Source organism: Shouchella rhizosphaerae, assembly GCF_036700015.1.
Classification (GTDB): Bacteria; Bacillota; Bacilli; order Bacillales; family Bacillaceae_D; genus Shouchella; species Shouchella rhizosphaerae.
In genome coordinates, this window is record NZ_CP144921.1 from 2,029,015 (window position 1) to 2,044,066 (window position 15,052).

At 43.9% G+C, this 15,052-nt stretch carries 22 protein-coding genes and 1 pseudogene; 21 read left to right on the forward strand and 2 right to left on the reverse strand.

Features of this window, described 5'->3' with window-relative positions:
* Nucleotides 1–54: 54 nt before the first annotated feature.
* From V5G21_RS10175 to V5G21_RS10255, 17 genes are all read left to right on the forward strand, one after another.
* Complete coding sequence (locus tag V5G21_RS10175) at nt 55–708, forward strand: adenylate kinase (protein WP_011245035.1); 654 nt, start codon at nt 55–57, stop codon at nt 706–708.
* Nucleotides 705–1,451: a type I methionyl aminopeptidase gene (gene map / locus V5G21_RS10180; protein ID WP_011245036.1), complete on the forward strand. Its 747-nt coding sequence runs from the start codon at nt 705–707 to the stop codon at nt 1,449–1,451. Before V5G21_RS10175 ends, map begins: the two co-directional genes overlap by 4 nt.
* 84 nt (nt 1,452–1,535) lie before the next feature.
* Nucleotides 1,536–1,754, forward strand: a complete 219-nt coding sequence (gene infA / locus V5G21_RS10185; protein WP_011245037.1) for a translation initiation factor IF-1 — start codon at nt 1,536–1,538, stop codon at nt 1,752–1,754.
* 32 nt (nt 1,755–1,786) lie between these two features.
* Nucleotides 1,787–1,900 carry a 50S ribosomal protein L36 gene (rpmJ, locus tag V5G21_RS10190; protein ID WP_003333770.1) on the forward strand — a complete coding sequence of 38 codons (114 nt, stop codon included), beginning with the start codon at nt 1,787–1,789 and terminating at the stop codon, nt 1,898–1,900.
* 22 nt (nt 1,901–1,922) lie between these two features.
* Nucleotides 1,923–2,288 (forward strand): 30S ribosomal protein S13, encoded by a 366-nt coding sequence (gene rpsM / locus V5G21_RS10195; protein WP_011245038.1) that lies wholly within the window; start codon nt 1,923–1,925, stop codon nt 2,286–2,288.
* Nucleotides 2,289–2,309: 21 nt separating this feature from the next.
* Nucleotides 2,310–2,702 (forward strand): 30S ribosomal protein S11, encoded by a 393-nt coding sequence (gene rpsK, locus V5G21_RS10200; RefSeq protein WP_035202254.1) that lies wholly within the window; start codon nt 2,310–2,312, stop codon nt 2,700–2,702.
* Nucleotides 2,703–2,875: 173 nt separating this feature from the next.
* Complete coding sequence (locus V5G21_RS10205) at nt 2,876–3,820, forward strand: DNA-directed RNA polymerase subunit alpha (protein WP_035202235.1); 945 nt, start codon at nt 2,876–2,878, stop codon at nt 3,818–3,820.
* A 34-nt stretch (nt 3,821–3,854) separates the two neighbouring features.
* Nucleotides 3,855–4,217 (forward strand): 50S ribosomal protein L17, encoded by a 363-nt coding sequence (rplQ, locus tag V5G21_RS10210; protein ID WP_011245041.1) that lies wholly within the window; start codon nt 3,855–3,857, stop codon nt 4,215–4,217.
* 101 nt (nt 4,218–4,318) lie between these two features.
* The gene (locus V5G21_RS10215; RefSeq protein WP_073305896.1) at nt 4,319–5,137 is read left to right on the forward strand and encodes an energy-coupling factor transporter ATPase; all 819 of its coding nucleotides are present in this window, start codon (nt 4,319–4,321) and stop codon (nt 5,135–5,137) included.
* Nucleotides 5,113–5,961 carry an energy-coupling factor transporter ATPase gene (locus V5G21_RS10220; RefSeq protein ID WP_073305868.1) on the forward strand — a complete coding sequence of 283 codons (849 nt, stop codon included), beginning with the start codon at nt 5,113–5,115 and terminating at the stop codon, nt 5,959–5,961. Before V5G21_RS10215 ends, V5G21_RS10220 begins: the two co-directional genes overlap by 25 nt.
* Nucleotides 5,958–6,752 (forward strand): energy-coupling factor transporter transmembrane component T family protein, encoded by a 795-nt coding sequence (locus V5G21_RS10225; protein ID WP_073305870.1) that lies wholly within the window; start codon nt 5,958–5,960, stop codon nt 6,750–6,752. Before V5G21_RS10220 ends, V5G21_RS10225 begins: the two co-directional genes overlap by 4 nt.
* Before the next feature lie 20 nt (nt 6,753–6,772).
* Entirely contained in the window at nt 6,773–7,558 is a 786-nt protein-coding gene (gene truA / locus V5G21_RS10230) for a tRNA pseudouridine(38-40) synthase TruA (RefSeq protein WP_011245045.1), read from the forward strand.
* Nucleotides 7,559–7,737: 179 nt separating this feature from the next.
* A complete protein-coding gene (rplM, locus tag V5G21_RS10235; protein WP_011245046.1) occupies nt 7,738–8,175 on the forward strand; it encodes a 50S ribosomal protein L13 in 438 nt (145 codons plus the stop codon).
* A 19-nt stretch (nt 8,176–8,194) separates the two neighbouring features.
* Nucleotides 8,195–8,587: a 30S ribosomal protein S9 gene (gene rpsI / locus V5G21_RS10240; protein WP_011245047.1), complete on the forward strand. Its 393-nt coding sequence runs from the start codon at nt 8,195–8,197 to the stop codon at nt 8,585–8,587.
* A gap of 143 nt (nt 8,588–8,730) precedes the next feature.
* A complete protein-coding gene (locus tag V5G21_RS10245; protein WP_035202238.1) occupies nt 8,731–9,261 on the forward strand; it encodes a DUF2975 domain-containing protein in 531 nt (176 codons plus the stop codon).
* A 12-nt stretch (nt 9,262–9,273) separates the two neighbouring features.
* Entirely contained in the window at nt 9,274–9,486 is a 213-nt protein-coding gene (locus tag V5G21_RS10250) for a helix-turn-helix domain-containing protein (RefSeq protein WP_035202239.1), read from the forward strand.
* A gap of 960 nt (nt 9,487–10,446) precedes the next feature.
* Nucleotides 10,447–10,722, forward strand: a complete 276-nt coding sequence (locus V5G21_RS10255; RefSeq protein WP_011245050.1) for a hypothetical protein — start codon at nt 10,447–10,449, stop codon at nt 10,720–10,722.
* 17 nt (nt 10,723–10,739) lie between these two features.
* Here V5G21_RS10255 and V5G21_RS10260 read toward each other — a convergent pair whose 3' ends face one another.
* Nucleotides 10,740–11,441: a ferritin-like domain-containing protein gene (locus V5G21_RS10260; RefSeq protein ID WP_011245051.1), complete on the reverse strand. Its 702-nt coding sequence runs from the start codon at nt 11,439–11,441 to the stop codon at nt 10,740–10,742.
* Between the two features lie 278 nt (nt 11,442–11,719).
* On the opposite strand from V5G21_RS10260, the gene V5G21_RS10265 reads away from it, so the two are divergent.
* Nucleotides 11,720–11,986 carry a hypothetical protein gene (locus V5G21_RS10265; RefSeq protein WP_142237606.1) on the forward strand — a complete coding sequence of 89 codons (267 nt, stop codon included), beginning with the start codon at nt 11,720–11,722 and terminating at the stop codon, nt 11,984–11,986.
* Nucleotides 11,987–12,421: 435 nt separating this feature from the next.
* Here the strand turns inward: V5G21_RS10265 and V5G21_RS10270 are convergent.
* Nucleotides 12,422–12,555 (reverse strand): annotated as a pseudogene (locus tag V5G21_RS10270) (IS3 family transposase); the annotation flags it as partial.
* Nucleotides 12,556–12,907: 352 nt separating this feature from the next.
* Here V5G21_RS10270 and V5G21_RS10275 point away from each other — a divergent pair.
* The 3 genes from V5G21_RS10275 (at nt 12,908) to glcT (ending at nt 15,044) form a co-directional block, all read left to right on the forward strand.
* Complete coding sequence (locus tag V5G21_RS10275) at nt 12,908–13,345, forward strand: YbaK family protein (protein WP_035202244.1); 438 nt, start codon at nt 12,908–12,910, stop codon at nt 13,343–13,345.
* 59 nt (nt 13,346–13,404) lie between these two features.
* Entirely contained in the window at nt 13,405–14,136 is a 732-nt protein-coding gene (gene cwlD / locus V5G21_RS10280; protein WP_035202245.1) for an N-acetylmuramoyl-L-alanine amidase CwlD, read from the forward strand.
* A gap of 68 nt (nt 14,137–14,204) precedes the next feature.
* Nucleotides 14,205–15,044, forward strand: a complete 840-nt coding sequence (glcT, locus tag V5G21_RS10285; protein WP_279626614.1) for a glucose PTS transporter transcription antiterminator GlcT — start codon at nt 14,205–14,207, stop codon at nt 15,042–15,044.
* Nucleotides 15,045–15,052 lie beyond the last annotated feature (8 nt).

A 15,052-nucleotide genomic window follows, 5' to 3' on the forward strand; every position in this document is an offset into this window, starting at 1 on the left:
GCAGGACAAACGCCTTACCCGTTCGTCTTTTTGACTTGCAGGAAGGGGATCTTAATGAATTTAATTTTAATGGGATTGCCAGGCGCCGGCAAAGGAACACAGGCGGAGAAAATTGTGAACGACTATGGCATTCCGCACATTTCTACAGGCGATATGTTTCGCGCTGCGATGAAAAATGAAACGGAGCTTGGCTTGAAAGCGAAGTCGTTTATAGACGCAGGTGATCTTGTCCCTGACGAAGTAACAATTGGAATAGTCAAAGAGCGTTTGTCGGAAGACGATTGCGAGAATGGGTTTTTGCTCGATGGTTTTCCTCGTACCATTGCCCAGGCGGAAGCGCTGGAAGGCATTCTTTCATCCCTCGGCAAACAGCTTGACCATGTGTTGAATATCGCAGTCCCGAAAGAACTTCTGATGGAGCGTTTAACGGGACGCCGCGTGTCTCCTACTACGGGTAAGACATACCATATTGTGTATAACCCGCCAAAAGTGGAAGGCAAATGCGATATTGACGGCAGCGATTTAATTCAACGCGACGACGACAAGCCGGAAACGGTCAAAAGACGCCTAGAAGTAAATGAAAAGCAAACGAAGCCACTCATTGACTTTTATGAAGCAAAAGGCTACTTAAGACAAGTGGACGGCAACCAAGACATGAACACTGTGTATGCTGACATAAAAGCGATTCTATCGGAGAAGCGTGCATGATTGTCATTAAAACGGAACGCGAGCTTGACGTGATGCGAAAAGCCGGGCAGATTGTCGCCCTAACGCATGCCCACTTGAAGCCTTACATTAAGCCAGGCATTACAACTGGTGAGTTGGATGCACTAGCTGAAGCGTTTATTCGTTCTCATGATGCAACGCCTTCTTTTCTTGGATACGGCGGTTTCACAGGAAGCATTTGTGCGTCGGTGAACGAAGAGTTGGTGCACGGCATACCTGGCGATCGCATGCTTGCAGATGGAGATGTTATCAGCTTAGATATAGGCGCCTATTACAATGGCTATCATGGCGATTCGGCTTGGACGTATGGAGTCGGGACGATTAAAGAAGAAGACCAAAAGCTGCTTGATGCAACGGAGGCTTCTTTGTACAAAGGGTTAGAACTGGCACGCCCTGGCAATCGCCTATCGGATATTTCCCATGCGGTTCAAACTTTTGTCGAACAGTCAGGATACGCAGTCGTACGTGAGTATGCCGGCCACGGCATTGGGAAAGACTTGCATGAAGACCCGAACATTCCCAACTATGGTCCTCCTGGGAAAGGGCCGAAGTTGAAGCCTGGAATGGTATTGGCGATTGAGCCAATGGTCAATGCAGGCTCTCGCTACGTACGGACGCTTGCTGATAACTGGACAGTGGTGACAGTCGATAAAAAGAACTGTGCCCATTTTGAGCATACGGTTGCAATCACAGAAACAGGATACGAGATCTTGACGAAAGCATAATTTTTCAGGTAAGATAGACTGTCTGTACAGTGATGAAGACAAAAAGGTATTGCTTGCATCTACTCGAAGGGAGGATATCCATTCATGGCAAAAGAAGACGTGATAGAAGTGGAAGGCACGGTGATTGAGCCGTTGCCAAACGCAATGTTTCGTGTAGAACTTGAAAACGGTCATAAAATTCTTGCGCATGTATCTGGAAAAATTCGCATGAACTTTATCCGCATCTTGCCTGGCGATAAAGTTACGGTTGAACTTTCTCCTTACGATTTGACGCGCGGGCGGATTACGTACCGTTATAAATAAAAACACTCTCCGTATATAAGGAGGTTTATACAATGAAGGTAAGACCATCAGTCAAACCGATTTGCGAAAAATGCAAGGTTATTCGCCGCAAAGGCAATGTTATGGTAATTTGTGAAAACCCGAAACACAAACAAAAACAAGGTTAAATGATAAGGAGGTGCCTAGCCCATGGCACGTGTTGCAGGTGTTGACATTCCTCGCGATAAGCGCGTTGTAATCTCACTCACTTACGTATTTGGTATTGGTAAATCAACAGCAGCAAAAATCCTTGAAACAGCTGGTGTTGACGAAAATACACGCGTTCGTGACCTAACGGAAGAAGAACTTGGCCGTATTCGTGAAGCAGTTGAAGGTTATCAAGTGGAAGGCGATTTGCGCCGTGAAGTTTCCTTGAACATCAAACGTCTAATCGAAATCGGCAGCTATCGTGGAATTCGTCATCGTCGTGGCTTACCGGTCCGCGGCCAAAATTCAAAAAACAATGCTCGTACGCGCAAAGGTCCAAAACGTACGGTTGCGAATAAGAAAAAATAAGCAAGGAGGGAAATGAAAAACATGGCTAAAAAAACGAATACTCGTCCAAAACGTCGTCAAAGAAAAAACATTGACAGTGGTGTGGCTCACATCCGTTCTACATTCAACAACACAATTGTGACGATTACAGATCCTCATGGCAATGCGATTTCTTGGGCTAGCGCTGGCGCACTTGGTTTTAAAGGCTCTCGTAAGTCAACACCATTTGCTGCGCAAATGGCTGCTGAATCAGCTGCCAAAACAGCGATGGAGCATGGCATGAAAACGATCGAAGTTTCAGTTAAAGGCCCAGGAGCTGGCCGTGAAGCGGCAATCCGTTCATTGCAAGCTGTAGGGCTTGAAGTGAACATGATTAAAGATGTGACACCAGTTCCACACAATGGCTGCCGTCCGCCGAAACGTCGTAGAGTGTAAGAAATTCGTCATTGTATAGATTTCCCGCTAATGTCTATAATGGATAAGACGAGATCTATAGACAATGAAGGTAAGACTAATAGGATTTGCTCAGGTGGAAGCCCAAATAAAGGAGCTCTTTGGGCAATCCTTGCGTTTGCCGGAGTTCGACGTTTTGAAGGAGGGTTTGTTTAATGATTGAAATTGAAAAGCCGAATATTGAAACGGTGGAAGTTAGCGAAGACGCGAAGTACGGCAAATTTGTCGTAGAGCCTCTAGAGCGCGGTTATGGAACAACACTAGGAAACTCCTTGCGTCGCATCCTTTTGTCCTCGCTTCCAGGAGCTGCGGTTACATCTGTTCAAATTGACGGTGTCCTTCACGAATTTTCGACAATTGAAGGCGTTGTAGAAGATGTTACGACAATCATCTTGAATCTGAAAAAATTGGCTTTGAAAATTTATTCAGATGAAGAAAAAACGCTTGAAATTGACGTCCAAGGTGAAGGCAATGTAACTGCCGGTGATTTGACTCATGACAGTGACGTTGAAGTATTAAATCCTGATCTTCATATCGCTACGCTTACAAAAGGAGCATCGTTCCGCATGCGCTTGCAGGCGAAACGAGGTCGTGGGTACGTTCTTGCTGAAGGCAACAAAAATGATGACCAGCCAATTGGCGTTCTTCCGATTGACTCGATCTATACACCGGTGGCGCGCGTTAACTACCAAGTTGAAAACACGCGTGTCGGGCAAGTCACAAACTATGATAAACTAACCCTTGATGTGTGGACCGATGGGAGTACTCGCCCAGAAGAAGCCGTTTCTCTTGGCGCGAAAATTCTTACGGAGCACTTAAATATTTTCGTAGGTTTAACAGACCAAGCGCAAAATGCGGAAATCATGGTCGAAAAAGAAGAGGACCAAAAAGAAAAAGTACTTGAAATGACCATTGAGGAACTTGACTTATCGGTCCGTTCGTACAACTGTTTGAAGCGTGCTGGCATTAATACTGTACAGGAATTGACGCACAAAACAGAGGAAGACATGATGAAAGTCCGCAACCTTGGCCGTAAATCACTTGAAGAAGTACAAGAGAAGTTGGGCGAACTTGGCCTCGGGCTTCGCAATGAAGAATAAGGAATAGGTTTTTGTCTCAAAGGAGGGAATTAGCATGGCATACGCAAAACTTGGCCGTACGAGCTCACAACGTAAAGCGTTGCTTCGTGATTTGGTGACAGACCTTATCATCAACGAACGCATTGAAACAACTGAAGCAAAAGCAAAGGAGCTGCGTCCAATCGTTGAAAAAATGATTACGCTTGGAAAACGCGGTGATTTGCATGCCCGCCGTCAAGCTGCAGCGTTCGTTCGCAACGAAATAGCAGACGTTGAATCAGGGCAAGATGCAATCCAAAAGCTGTTTGCAGATATCGCTCCGCGCTTTGCAGAGCGTCAAGGTGGATATACACGCATTCTTAAAGTTGGTCCTCGTCGTGGTGACGGTGCACCAATGGCAATCATTGAGTTTGTTTAAAAAGCTCAGGTAAGCGGCGATTAAGGGCAGGAGACAATAGGAGCAAGGTGCTTCTTTCACTCTATGCCCTTTTTTGTTACGTAAAAAAATGGGGTGTGGGGATGCTTGTTTGTGAGCATGTTTCCTATCGTTATGCCAATCATGCTGCCGACGCGCTCACGGATATTTCGCTGCACGTTCAAAAGGGTGAGTGGGTTGCCGTTGTCGGGCACAGCGGCTCAGGGAAATCGACGTTGGCAAGGCTATTAAATGGCTTATTGCTGCCCTCTTCCGGAACAGTGACGGTGCAAAAGTGGACAACGGCAGCAAATGCCGAGAAAATCCGCCTAGCAGTGGGGTTTGTTTTTCAAAATCCAGACAATCAAATTGTCACAACCATTGTGGAAGATGATCTTGCGTTTGGGCTGGAAAACCGTGGGTGGCCACCTGACCAAATTTCACGGCGTGTTGCAGCAGTGGCAAAGGAACTAGGCATTGAAGCATTGCTAAAACGGGATGTGAGCCGCTTATCAGGTGGTCAAAAGCAACGAGTCGCCCTTGGGGGTGTGCTAGCACCTGACCCAGACATTTTCGTTCTCGATGAAGCCACATCCATGCTAGATCCGGCTGGGCAAAGGGAAGGGCTTTCGCTATTAAAGAAACTCCATCGCAAAGGCAAGACCATCTTGTCCATTACCCACGATCCAGAAGAACTGCTCTTTGCAGACCGTGTTTTAGCGCTTAAAGAGGGCCGTTTGGTTTTTGATGGCACACCGGCCCAGCTATTTTTTAACCACGACCAAGTAGAACAGCTCGATATCGCACTTCCTTTTTTATATGAGCTCCAAGCTGAATTACACAAGCGCGGTGCGGCGATAGGCAATCCCCAAACGGAAGAGGAGCTATTGCAGGCATTATGGACGTTGCATTTAACGAAGTAAGCTACGAATACAACGATGCAGGCACAACGGTCCAAGCGCTTCATGGCGTTACGCTCCGTGTGCCGGCAGGTCGGTTTGTTGCTGTAGTTGGTGCGAGTGGAGCGGGGAAATCGACATTGGTCCAGCATTTAAACGGTTTGCTTCTGCCAACAAAAGGAACAGTCGAAATTGGGGACGTTTGTCTGCCTGAGCAAAAAAAACAGCTACAACCGTTAAGGAAAAAGGTCGGTTTTGTCTTTCAATATCCGGAACATCAGCTATTTGAAGAAACAGTTGAAAAAGAGATTGGCTATGTCCTACGGATGCAGGGCGTCTCAAAAGTCGAGGCGGCGAAAACCGCGGCCGCGGCCCTTCACACAGTCGGGCTGCCGCCTGCGTTGCTCAGCGCTTCCCCGTTTCAGCTTTCAGGGGGGCAAAAACGCCGAGTCGCCATTGCTTCTGTCCTCGTCCAGCAGCCGAAAATGCTTGTGTTAGACGAGCCTGGTGCCGGGCTTGACCCAGCATCGAAAGAGGCGCTGTTCCAATTGCTTTGCAACTATCGCCAAACAAACAATGCATCGATTTGGGTGGTGACCCATTCGATGGACGACGTGGCCAAATACGCCGATTTTTGCGTGGTGATGCATAATGGGACGCCGCTAATGGTGGACGAGCCTGCTGCCGTATTTCAAGCGGGAGACGTGTTACAAACGGCAAAACTGGCTTTGCCAAAAGCGATGGCTTTTGCACAAAAAGCCATCGCATCAAAAGGGACGATTCCTTTTTTACGCGATGCAGCAACGTTGGCAGATTGGCTCATCGATCGCAAGGGAGGACAGCAATGAAGGGACCATCGCTTTTAATGGGGCAATACAGACCAAGCGAGTCATTTGTGCATCGCCTTGATCCGCGCAGCAAGCTGCTTAGCGTGTTCATTGTCGCATTGGCGCTATTTTTTGTTGCCTCTCCCGCAACGCTTGCAGTATCAGCGTGCTATTTTGTAGCAGCGATTGCCTCTAGCAAGGTGCCGCTCCCTGTCCTTGTCAAATCGCTGAAACCGATTATATGGTTTGTCATTGCCTTTGCTTTGTTGCAAGTGATTGTAACGCGGGAAGGCCACTTGGTTTTTCACCTATTTGGCTGGCCCGTTTATGCCGAAGGCCTTGCTGAAGGCGGGATTTTAGCATGGCGCACTTTATGTCTTTTTCTTGCTGCAACGCTATTGACAATGACGACAAGCCCGTTGCATATTACGTGGGCAATTGAATCGCTCCTGAAGCCGTTAAAGGCAGTAAAATTTCCCGTTTCAGACCTTGCGATGATGATGTCGATTACATTACGTTTTATTCCGATTTTAAGTGGTGAATTACACATGATATCCCGGGCTCAAGCAGCAAGGGGAATTGGCGTCCGTGACCAGCCATTCATGAAACGCGTACTAGCGTACATGCCACTGCTTGTGCCGCTATTTGTTCGCTCATTAAAGCGTGCAGAAGAGTTGGCTCAAGCCATGGAGGCGCGGGGATACAGCCGCAACAGGGAACGGTCGTCCTGGAAAACAAACCAGTGGGCGTTTAAGGATACGTATGCGCTGCTTGTTAGTGCGACTGTAGCGTTCCTGCTTGCCTGGTTTTAGTTGAAGGAGAACAAAAGGAAATGTCTAGAATGGCATGCAAACTAAGCTATGATGGCACAGCTTTTGCCGGTTACCAAGTCCAGCCCGGCAAACGCACGGTCCAAAGCGAAGTTGAAAGAGCACTGCAAGAGATTCATAAAGGGGCACGAGTCCCAGTTGTTGCATCAGGGCGCACAGATGCAGGAGTGCACGCCTGTGGCCAAGTGCTCCATTTTGATACAGAATTAACGATTGCCCCTGAGCGTTGGGTATCTGCTTTAAACACCCATCTTCCTGATGACATTGTCGTCACAAACGCGGCAATGGTAGAACCAGATTTTCATGCCCGTTATGGGGCTCAGGCGAAAGAGTACCGTTATTATATCCAATGCGGACCTTTCGAAAATGTGTTCCGCCGCCATTTTGCTGTCCACATTAAACAAGCTCTTGATGTGCCAGCGATGCAGACAGCGGCTAAGCATTTGTTAGGGACACACGACTTTTCTGCTTTTTGTGCAGCGAACACAACCGTGACCGACAAAGTCAGGACGATTACCCATGTAGCCGTCCAGCCTAGCGAAGAAGGGCTGCTTATTTCAATCCGCGGCACTGGTTTTTTATACAATATGGTCCGCATTATAGTCGGAACGCTTCTAGAAATAGGCACTGGCAAACGGGTAGCCTCTGAAATGAAAGTCATCTTGGCAGGCAAAAGCCGCAACCTGGCTGGGAAAACAGCCCCTGCGCATGGCTTGTGCCTGTATGAGGTGGACTACGGCCAGCCGCTTTTTGTGAATGAAACACCCGGACAAGTTTCTATGAATTAATTGACTTTACTAAGCCGATATTGTATGATATTAGATGGCAATTCTTAAGACCCACTGCCCCGGGTTACGGAATAAAGGACTATGCTAAAGGGAATGCGCATTAAAACAGCCAGTTTAACGTGTTTCTCTTGGCAAAACGATCAGATAAAAACGTGTTTATTATTTAGGAGGTTTAAACTATGCGTACAACATATATGGCAAAGCCAAACGAAGTTGAGCGTAAATGGTATGTAGTCGACGCTGAAGGGCAAACGCTTGGGCGTCTTGCTTCAGAAGTAGCATCTATCCTTCGCGGAAAGCACAAACCAACATTCACGCCGCACGTCGATACTGGCGACCATGTGATTGTTTTGAATGCAAGCAAAATTCAACTAACTGGAAACAAGCTCCAAGATAAGATTTACTACCGCCACACGAACCACCCAGGCGGCTTGAAACAAACAAAAGCACAAGACATGCGTGCGAACAAGCCAGAGCGTATGCTTGAGTTGGCGATCAAAGGGATGCTTCCGAAAAACACTCTTGGCCGCAAACAAGGAATGAAACTGCACGTCTATGCAGGCTCAGAACACAATCACCATGCACAAAAACCAGAAGCATACGAGCTTCGCGGTTAATCTTTAGGAGGTAATGATTATGGCTCAAGTACAATACTACGGCACAGGTCGCCGTAAGCACTCTGTTGCCCGTGTTCGCCTCATTCCTGGCGAAGGCAAAATTGTTGTAAACGGTCGTGACCTTGATGAATATTTCGGTCTTGAAACATTAAAATTGATCGTAAAACAACCACTTGTTGAAACAGGCGTAACTGGCCAATATGACGTCCACGTTAATGTCAATGGCGGTGGCTTCACCGGCCAAGCAGGCGCAATCCGCCACGGCATTGCCCGCGCCCTACTACAAGTCGATCCTGACAACCGTGCAACACTAAAAGCAGCAGGCTTCCTTACACGCGATGCCCGCATGAAAGAACGTAAAAAATACGGTCTTAAAGCCGCTCGTCGTGCGCCTCAGTTCTCGAAGCGTTAATATCAACGTTTACAGCCTCTTCCCGAGGAAATCGGGGAGAGGTTTTTTAGTGCGGAAATTGGAACCCCCTTAAAACCAAAAATTATTGTTTGACAATAATGTGTTATCGTTTTACAATAATAAATAGTTAAGGGGGGCATATAATGAATCTTTTTACCAAGACCGTTCTAAAATTCCTGTCAATTGTGTCGCTAATTGCTCAATTTTTATTTGCGTTTGCTGGATTAATACTCTTATTTGCGGCTGGAGCTTTATTGGTCGTGTCGAACGGGGTCAAAACGCAATTGCTACAGTATGCAGGGTTAAACACAAACCTACCAGTATGGTTTTTAGTACTTTCTTGCTTAGTCGCACTAGCCATCATTGCTTGTTTGTTTATCATTATGTACGCTCTACATAAAATGATTGGTAATATTTATAAACAACACTTTTTTGTTTCCCAAAATCTTACGTATCTCAAACTAATCTTAATCTCGATCACGAGCTTTACCATTTTGCAGATCATTAGTCAGTTGTTCTTTGCACAGGCGCATGTATACAATGTCAGTGATGTCTTTTCAGATTCTTCACCAGGTTTAATCGGAAACATTCTTCTGTTAGCCATCATTTATACGCTTTATGTGGTTTTTAAATATGGCATATCTTTGCAAGACGATTCTAACAACGTGATTTAGGTGGGAGGCCTAATGATAAAAATTAACTTAGATCGAGTAATGCTAGAAAGAAACATTTCTTCAAAAGAGTTAGCAGAAAAAATTGATATTACTCAAGCTAATTTATCAATACTAAAAACAGGCAAAGCGCGTGGGATTCGCTTTGCTACGTTAGAAAAAATTTGTCAGACATTAAATTGTCAGCCTGGTGATATACTCGAATACGAAGAAAACTCCGACATATAGCCAAGCATTGGTTAGATGCGGTTTTCAACTAGTGCGCAATTTGGTCTCGTTTGTCCTCTTCCAGTTCATTAGCGGAATGGGATCGAACGTTAAGCCTTAGAGAAGGTATATGGAAGTTGTGTCACCATTTATACAATAGCTCGGTTCTATCCAGGAGGATCGGCCCTATTAGGAATAAAATCCACCCTAAACGAGCATGGACACTCAAGGGTGGACGATTTTTTAGGGTGAACAAGCCAGCTATCTGCGAACCATACCTCTGTATTCCATGCTACGTCGTACGGTTATTCAGAAAACCATACATTCCCCAAAAGAGGATTGGGAATGCAACAACAAAGATAAATCGAATATCATCAGGAAAAAAGAAAATGACAGCAAAACATAACATAAATATTAAATAAGAACGCCAGAATTTCTTTGATTTCTTTTTCATATGTCCATCCGCCTGTTTAAAATTTAACTCCCTGTAATGCTCGGAACCAGTAGTTGCGTAAGGCTTAACGTTCATTATCCTCCAATATGGTGCTCTTTCATTATATTACGATGTGCCTTCATTACCAGACAAAATTTATAAAATTTTTATAAATTTTCAGAGGGACTGCCATGTAGAAGCAATTTGTTGAATTAATAAATAACATTGGTCGCAAGGGTTCGCTTCTGAAGCAGCAAAGGGTTGCATGGAATTTGGCCTTTATCAATTAGGGCTACACAGGCTGAGAAAGAATCCTTTACTTTTAATAAAAAACCGCTTGATTTATTCGTTTACCAAAAGATCCGTAAAGCCTAACATATATAAAAGAGACAAGAAGTCCTTAAATGCATTCTAACAAAGGATGTTGAAAAGGGCTTCTTTATTTTTAGGATGACCATTTATAAAGACTTAACTTTAATTAAAGATGTTCTAATGAACACTTTAATTTCATATTATTGCTTATGACTACCTTTATAGGAGGCACTTTTATGGACATAAAAATTGAACTCCTTAAACAATTGTATACAGCTCGTTTCAACCAAGCGCTGAAAAGATGGGAAAAACAAGTAAAAGAAGAGGATATTGTAGTGAAATCTTCTTATTTAGAAATTGGTTTTAACAACGGTTCTACAAGAAATGAGAAATGGAAATTCCCCATTATACCCAATTCCAAGGACAATGGGGACGAGTTGTTTGAAAAAGTAGAAACATTAAGTGAGGATATGCTTGATCTGTTGGAAACCTTGTCGCAAAAAGTGACGTGACTTGAGCTGAAATAAGCCTATTTAAACAACAAGTATAAAAACCAAACGGCATGATTCTGTTCGTCTTTAGCTGCTCTTTTAAATGCTTTTCTAATTTCAGGATAATGATTAATGTAATCGGAAATGTTCAAGTATTCATCAACAGTGTTTTGCTCATCTTCGAAGGCTATTGTTAAGCCTTCGTGATAACTATTTGGGCATTTCTCTTGTGTTGAAAAGGATGGTTGTTCTCCGAATAGGTTCACAAAATACTTTAAAAATGATTGATAATGTCTTATCTCATCTTTGCGAATTTCTAATATTATTCTCTTTGAGGGTTCATCGGGAGCCATTTGAGCAAGTTGATCGTAACATGCAATTGCATTATGTTCACCTAAGATTGCGTTGTAAAGACTGGTTTTCAATTGTTCATTTGTCCATTCGAGATCGCGATGGTGGCTTATATGGTGATGAAATAAATAAGGTAACACTTCTTCGACGCCATCATCATCTTGCTGAGTATATGGACTTGGGTACATCTGTTGCCCGTATGGGGGGGAGGGATTATAGGTCTGATATGGCTGTGCACCATATTGATTGTACGGGTAATAGCTATAATATGGTTGTACCCCTGTATAGCTTGGGTAGAAATATTGAGCTTGGTAAGGAAAAGGGGTGCCATATGAATAATAGCGATGTGGGACTTGCAAACTATGATCTTCAGTTTGTTTTATTTCCATGTTGCCGTACCTCCAGTAATTGTAGTAACAATTTAAAATATGTTGGGCTTAAATAAATGTGAATACTTCCAATGAATAGTCACATATCTTCATCAAGCTCATAAAATGAGTTAAACGCCTAGGGGGATAAAATGAGTTCGCAATCTTTTAAAAGCTACGTTGTTTTTTTTATAGCGCTCTTTTTGTTTGGTATCTTTAGTTTAGGTTCGAGCAATTTAAGAAAGTCGGAAAGAACAGAGGGAAGTGGACAAATATTATCTTCATAAATTTGGAGGTCGGTGATAAATTTGGGGAAAGAACACAATCATTTTGAAAGTTTATTTAAAAAGTATAGTTTGTCCCCTCAACAAATTGCAGTAGTAACTGGGATTTTGCTGGATGCATTAATCGTGCAAGCAGTATTAGTTGATAATGACCAAAGAGTAGAAATTATACTGGAGGGAGACTTATCTAATAATGGTAAGCTTAACCCGGTGGTGAAAGATATATATAACATGAGATTTGGTGAGGTGTTTGGGAACTTCAGCACTAATCAAAGAAGTTAAAAACAAGGGATGATATTTCCATGCTAACAGACGTCGATAAACTGGCGATATTTTCAAGGGTTTTAGCGTTAATAGGTGGAATTGTGTTAGCTATTGCAGCTTTTCTATCACTTAAAGTTGAAATAGATCGTGTTAGTGTAGGATTGTTTTAAATGTAATCGCGTGTTTAGAAAGTGCTGGCTTTCACAATTAGGGGAAGTAAATCCGGAAGATAGAACCTTCTTTGCCGTATGTTTGTAAATTTTAGGTTGCCAAGGGCCAAGTGCTCTTGGTATTTTTGTTTGGTTAATGTGGCTAGAAGAGTGTCGAGGTACTTTTTTGTATGGCCATAGATGTCTTGGCTTTGATAAAAAAGATCGCTAATGAATGTGGTTAGCGGTTTCTTCCTCTCCCGCGTAATCTCGTTGTTTGGCTTCATAATAAAATATACTACTATTGACGAACCCATTTATCAAATGCAGATGGAGTCCGATGATTTCCGCTCTCGGCTTTCCGGACCCATAAAGGTGCACAAGCTGTTTCTTAAATTCGACTGTGAACCTTTTTCGTGGACGTTTTGCTTCAGTCATGATAGCCCATCTCTTCATTGGATGATTCCATCAAGTCTAGTAGACAAACCTATCCATGGCATCAAGGGTGGTTGTGATGGCAATGAAATGTCCCATCCTCTGTTCGCACTGAAAAACGGTCAACATATTGCGGATGATTATCCCGAGGTATGCAATGTCTTTAGCGGCGTTCAATCGACATTATCCCTTCCTATAGTTTGTATCATCACCAAAAATATATCCCTTTTTTAAAATGCACGTCGCAAATGTTGCCCAGCAGATAATGGTTATCCCAACATTATTTGACCTTTTCTTACGTGTATGGTGCAAATGGGGACGACCATACTAAAAAGAAAAAAGGGGGAAACGACCAATGAATGTAATTACGACACTCACCGAAAGAAGACGAGAAAAACAGTGGAATTTTGAAAAGAAGATGTTGCGCCATATTAGCATGAAGGAAATGGAGAAGGCAATAAAGGAATGGATGTTTCCGATCCTTCCGTTCCAATTTCAAGCGTATCCTTTCTTAATTGACCAATGTTTGGATATGACGATTGATGCTTATTTGCTTGGCACAGAGTTTGGCCGTTTTGGTTATTATGGCGAACCGGCGCAGGAGGCGCGCAAACGTTGTGAGGAAGAGTTGACTGATTTGTCCCATTGCCTATGTGCGACTTTGACCGGTTGGTCTAAAGAAGAAAGAGCGCCGACTGAAGCGCTTCTTGCTGCTTCAGACATGCTGATTGGCACGTGGTGGGAAAAAGGCTTTCGGGAAGCGAGCAAAGCGTACAAGCTTCGCCTTCATTAATCGTTCATAACTTCTCCTTGTCCTCGTATATATAAATACAGGACAAGGGGGAACGGACTGTGAAGAAACATAAATGGAGCATTTTTATTGGGGCGCTTTTGTTTGCAGCTGTATTATTATGGGTTCAATATGACAGCACGCTTAAAGATTCATCTTCTACTTGGCACTTGCCGATGTCAGGGAAAGTGATTGTCCTTGACCCTGGCCACGGTGGGATGGACGGGGGAGCCGTTTCAAAGACGGGCACGCTTGAAAAAGAAGTTACGTTGGCAGTGGCATTAAAGTTGCGTGATTATTTGCAGGAAGCTGGGGCGCTTGTCATCATGACGCGGGAGGAAGACGTTGATTTGGCTGATGCTGGCACGGCGAAAATACGGCAGCGAAAAACTGAAGATTTAAGAAAAAGGGCAATGATTATCAACGATTCGGAAGCGGACGCGTTTTTATCGATTCATATGAATGCGATTCCGTCTGAACGTTGGAACGGGGCACAAACATTTTATCATTTAAAAAACCAACGCAATGAAGATATGGCTGTTTTTATCCAGGAGGAAATCAAACGCAATTTGCAAAATACTAATCGATACCCAAAACCGATCCACCATGTGTATTTGTTAAAAGAAGCCGAAATTCCTGGAGCGCTAGTTGAAGCAGGTTTTCTGTCTAACCCGCAGGAGGCGGCATTGCTTGCCACAGAGGAGTACCAAGACAAAATGGCTGCTTCCATTTACGAAGGGATGCTTCGGTTTTTTACCGATGAAAAAGCGCCGAACAGCAATCCTCACGAGTGAACGATTAAGTTGACGTAAGTCTGTCCCTGGATTACCATGAAAGGGAAGATGCTGTTGGAGTGATGAATGTGGGGGAGTACAAAGTAAAAAAGGCGCTTAATAATAATGTGGTCATTGCTGAGCGTGACAACCAAGAAGTGGTCGTCATTGGAAAAGGAATCGGCTTTGCCCGCAAAAATGGGGATTGGCTTGAGCAGCAAGACATTGAGAAACTGTTTGTTTTAAAAGATGAAAAAGAGCAACAAAGCTATTTGAAGCTGCTTCCACATATTTCGCAAACAATGATCGATGTGACGGTGGAAGCGATTTTTCTAATTGGGAAAAAAGCAGGGATGGATTTAAACGAGCATATCCATATCGGGCTACTGGACCATTTGTCCTTTGCCCATGCTCGTATTGCCCAAGGAATGGCGATTGAAAACCCTTTTTTGGCAGAGACGAAAGCGCTTTATCCCCGTGAATATGCAATTGCCAAAGAAGTGGTAGCTCTTGTCGGCAAGCAGACCGGTGTCGAGCTTCCTGAAGGAGAAATTGGCTTTATTGCTCTTCATATTCATAGCGCCATTCAAAATAAAAGCATGAATATCGTTAATAGCCATTCGCAATTGGTTAGTCATCTGGTGTCGCTTGTAGAAAGCCAGTTTGCAATTAAATTGGACAAAGAAAGCATGGATTATCTTCGCCTTGTGAGGCATTTGCGCTTTACGATTGAACGGGTGATGACTGGTGAAAAAGTCGAAGAGCCGAAAACGGTTGCAAAACTGTTGAAACAAGAATATCCTGTATGTTATAATCTTTCTTGGAAGCTCATTAAAGTCATGCAAAGGACGCTTGGTAAACCAGTATATGATGCTGAGGCTGTCTACTTGACGATGCACTTGCAGAGGGTGCAGAGCAAAAGCAAATAAATTCGTGT

Coding starts and splice junctions, on each gene's coding strand:
- V5G21_RS10175 (WP_011245035.1), top strand. CDS start 55: ATGAATTTAATTTTAATGGGATTGCCAGGCGCCGGCAAAGGAACACAG.
- map (WP_011245036.1), top strand. CDS start 705: ATGATTGTCATTAAAACGGAACGCGAGCTTGACGTGATGCGAAAAGCC.
- infA (WP_011245037.1), top strand. CDS start 1,536: ATGGCAAAAGAAGACGTGATAGAAGTGGAAGGCACGGTGATTGAGCCG.
- rpmJ (WP_003333770.1), top strand. CDS start 1,787: ATGAAGGTAAGACCATCAGTCAAACCGATTTGCGAAAAATGCAAGGTT.
- rpsM (WP_011245038.1), top strand. CDS start 1,923: ATGGCACGTGTTGCAGGTGTTGACATTCCTCGCGATAAGCGCGTTGTA.
- rpsK (WP_035202254.1), top strand. CDS start 2,310: ATGGCTAAAAAAACGAATACTCGTCCAAAACGTCGTCAAAGAAAAAAC.
- V5G21_RS10205 (WP_035202235.1), top strand. CDS start 2,876: ATGATTGAAATTGAAAAGCCGAATATTGAAACGGTGGAAGTTAGCGAA.
- rplQ (WP_011245041.1), top strand. CDS start 3,855: ATGGCATACGCAAAACTTGGCCGTACGAGCTCACAACGTAAAGCGTTG.
- V5G21_RS10215 (WP_073305896.1), top strand. CDS start 4,319: ATGCTTGTTTGTGAGCATGTTTCCTATCGTTATGCCAATCATGCTGCC.
- V5G21_RS10220 (WP_073305868.1), top strand. CDS start 5,113: ATGGACGTTGCATTTAACGAAGTAAGCTACGAATACAACGATGCAGGC.
- V5G21_RS10225 (WP_073305870.1), top strand. CDS start 5,958: ATGAAGGGACCATCGCTTTTAATGGGGCAATACAGACCAAGCGAGTCA.
- truA (WP_011245045.1), top strand. CDS start 6,773: ATGTCTAGAATGGCATGCAAACTAAGCTATGATGGCACAGCTTTTGCC.
- rplM (WP_011245046.1), top strand. CDS start 7,738: ATGCGTACAACATATATGGCAAAGCCAAACGAAGTTGAGCGTAAATGG.
- rpsI (WP_011245047.1), top strand. CDS start 8,195: ATGGCTCAAGTACAATACTACGGCACAGGTCGCCGTAAGCACTCTGTT.
- V5G21_RS10245 (WP_035202238.1), top strand. CDS start 8,731: ATGAATCTTTTTACCAAGACCGTTCTAAAATTCCTGTCAATTGTGTCG.
- V5G21_RS10250 (WP_035202239.1), top strand. CDS start 9,274: ATGATAAAAATTAACTTAGATCGAGTAATGCTAGAAAGAAACATTTCT.
- V5G21_RS10255 (WP_011245050.1), top strand. CDS start 10,447: ATGGACATAAAAATTGAACTCCTTAAACAATTGTATACAGCTCGTTTC.
- V5G21_RS10260 (WP_011245051.1), bottom strand. CDS start 11,441: ATGGAAATAAAACAAACTGAAGATCATAGTTTGCAAGTCCCACATCGC.
- V5G21_RS10275 (WP_035202244.1), top strand. CDS start 12,908: ATGAATGTAATTACGACACTCACCGAAAGAAGACGAGAAAAACAGTGG.